The 3,107-nt window shown below is 48.1% G+C and carries 2 protein-coding genes; one reads left to right on the top strand and one right to left on the bottom strand.

The genetic code is table 11. From position 1 onward, the window contains the following. A partial coding sequence (locus VK541_RS19765; protein WP_324372158.1) for a glycoside hydrolase family 15 protein occupies positions 1 to 1,371 on the top strand: 1,371 nt, incomplete at its 5' end. 1 nt (position 1,372) lies between these two features. On the opposite strand, the gene VK541_RS19760 is transcribed toward VK541_RS19765, so the two are convergent. After that, a partial coding sequence (locus VK541_RS19760; RefSeq protein WP_324372156.1) for a bifunctional alpha,alpha-trehalose-phosphate synthase (UDP-forming)/trehalose-phosphatase occupies positions 1,373 to 3,107 on the bottom strand: 1,735 nt, incomplete at its 5' end.

The raw sequence follows: 3,107 nt of genomic DNA, 5'->3' as shown, positions 1-3,107 counted from the left end.
GGCAGCAACCATATTTTATTTACGGGCTGCGTCGAAAATATGCAGCTGAGTACAAATATTTCGCTGAGCTATATAGAGGATGAGAAGTATTTTGCGCTGAATGAGCCTAAGTACCTGATCCTGACCTATGGACATGAGCTGAATGCGCCTATTGTCAGCACTGCCGAGCGTTTTTATCTGGAAACCATCAGGTACTGGCGGCGCTGGATCAAGCATTCCAAGATCGCAGGCTTTTATCAGCACCTGGTAATTCGCTCTGCGCTGGTCCTAAAAATCCACCAGTTTGAGGATACGGGGGCCATTATTGCGGCCAGTACGACGAGTTTACCGGAGTCACCGGGCAGTAAACGCAATTGGGACTACCGCTATTGCTGGATGCGGGATACGTATTATGTGATCACGGCGCTCAACCACATTGGTCATTTTGAGGAAATGGAAAAGTACTTTGGTTACATCACTGACATTTCTTTCCGGGATGATGAGCGTTATCAGCCCTTGTTTGGCATAGCGGGAGAAAGGGTGCTCACTGAGCGGATCCTGAAGCACATACATGGCTATCAGGGTAATAAGCCGGTAAGGGTAGGCAATCAGGCTTATGAGCACATCCAGAACGATATTTATGGTCAGGTGCTGGTCTCTATGCTGCCTTTGTATACTGATCATCGCTTTATTTTCAGGGAAAGACAGGATTCGGCGCAATGGCTGGATTACTTGCTGGGCAAGATCGAGCGCACCATTGATGAGAAGGATGCAGGGCTTTGGGAGTTCAGAAATATTGCACATACGCATTGTTATACCAATTTGTTTCAGTGGGCCGGTGCCAATGCGGCATTGAAAATGGCCAAGACCATCGGTAATGCCGTCTATGAGGAAAGGGCGACCATCCTGATCGATAAGGCGGCAAAGCACATTGAGGATTGCTATGATCCGGTCCGTAAAGTTTATACGCATGCTGTCGGCAGCCCGCATCTCGATGCCAGTACACTGCAGCTGATCCTGATGAACTACCTCGACCCGGCATCTGAAAAGGCGAGGGACCATTTAGCAGCTTTGGAGAAAGAGCTGAAAGCAGACAACGGTTTGTTTTACAGGTACCTGCATAGTGATGATTTTGGCAGGCCAAAAACTACTTTCCTGATCTGTGCGTTCTGGTATATTGAGGCTTTGGCCTGTGTGGGCAGGGTAGATGATGCGATCCGTGAGTTCGAATCCATCATTCAGTACGCCAATCATTTGTTGTTATTTAGCGAGGATGTGGATGAGAAGGATGGGAGCCAGTGGGGCAATTTTCCGCAGGCCTACAGCCATGTGGGTTTAATGAACGCGGCCCATCGCATTGCGATAAAGCTGGACAGGCCGGTATTTCTGTAATTTATTTGCCGGTTAGGGACTGAAAGATCCGTCGCAGAAGTGACGGGTGTTCAGTCCTTTTTGCCGCAGAACGGTTTTGTAATCTTTCCTGGCTGGCCTGGGTCTTTTCCTGGTAGGTAGTCAGCGTTTTCAGCAGTTCTCTTACTTCTTTATAATCTCTTAAGTAATAACGCGCGGCAGATATGTTACTGCCGACCTTGATGGTGTAGGCATCTTCCGGCAATGCTTTAAAGATGTCCTCGTCGGTATGGTCATCACCAAGGGCAAGGATAAAGTCCGGGTTGTTGTTGTAGAGCCAGTTGAGTGCCGCTTTGCCTTTGTTCACTTCTATGTTCTTGAACTCTATGACTTTATTGCCTTCCATCATCTGCAGCCCTTTATCGGCTATGACGACCCTCAGGTGGTTCACAATTTCATTGGCCCTGAGTTCACCAAGTCCTTTCTCTACCTTGCGGTAATGCCATACCAGGGAATAGCTCTTTTCTTCTACAAAAGAACCGGGGGTCCTGTCGGTATAGGTGTCGAGTACGGTTTTTACCTCCTGTTTCCATTTGTCGGTCAGCAGGGGCAACGATTTCCATTCTTCATCGAGTTGTTTTTGCCAGGCGCCGTGCTCGGCAATCATATCCAGGTTTAGATGTCCAAACCAATTCTGCAGTGTTTCATAGCGGCGGCCGCTAATAATGATGATGCGGTTCGCCGGATCGGCGGAAAGTTTGGCAATGATGTCGTAAAGTTCCTGATCTGGTGATGCTTTGTCTATATCACCCTGAAAGCCAACCAGTGTACCATCGTAATCTAAAAATATATATCTGTCTTTGGCTGCTACATAGGCTTTTGAGATCCGGTCTTTGACGGACTGGGCCACATGTTTGGTCAGCATCGATTGCTGTAATTGTTTTACTTCCTGTAGTTTGTCCATAAAGTTTTTTACCCAGAGGTGAATGTCGAATTTCCTGACGATGTAGCGCATGCTGTTCATGCGTGCATTTTGTTCTTCAAGGGACATGTCAATGGCCTGAACTATGGCACGCATGATTTCGCCGATATTGTTGGGGTTCACGATCAGCGCATCATTGAGTTCTTTTGATGCACCTGCCATTTCACTCAGGATCAGGACACCGTCATTGTTGGTGCGTGAGGCCACATATTCTTTGCTCACCAGGTTCATTCCGTCACGCATAGGCGTGACCAGGCAGATGTCTGAGGTGCTGTAAAGTGCTGACAGGAATTCCACAGCAAAGGATTTATAAAAATAATGTACTGGTACCCAGTTCATGGTACGGTACCTCGAGTTGATGTTGCCAACGAGCTGGTCTATGCGGTCGCGCAGTTCCTTATATTGCGGAACCGTATCCCTTGAGGGCACTACGATCATGTAGAGGACGACTTGTTCGATGTATTTGGGGTGCAGCTGGAGCAGGAGTTCCAGTGCCTGAAGACGCTGTATGATGCCCTTGCTGTAATCCAGCCGGTCTATGGTCAGGATGATCTTCAGGTCTTTCTGACTTTCTTTAAATGCAGCGGAGTAACGTGCAACTTTAGGATGCTGGGTCAGACTTTCAAATTTAGCGTAATCTATCCCCATAGGGAAGGCTTCTACTACGATGTGCCGGTTTTTGTAAACAATCACATTGTCGTCCATCTTGCTGCTGGACAGGCGCGATACGGCGCTTAGAAAGTGCCTTACGTCATCAAAGGTATGGAAGCCCAGCAGGTCTGCGCCCAGCATGCCT

The sequence above is a fragment of the Pedobacter sp. genome (assembly GCF_035317785.1).
GTDB lineage: Bacteria > Bacteroidota > Bacteroidia > Sphingobacteriales > Sphingobacteriaceae > Pedobacter.
This window is presented reverse-complemented; position numbering and strand designations above follow the sequence as displayed.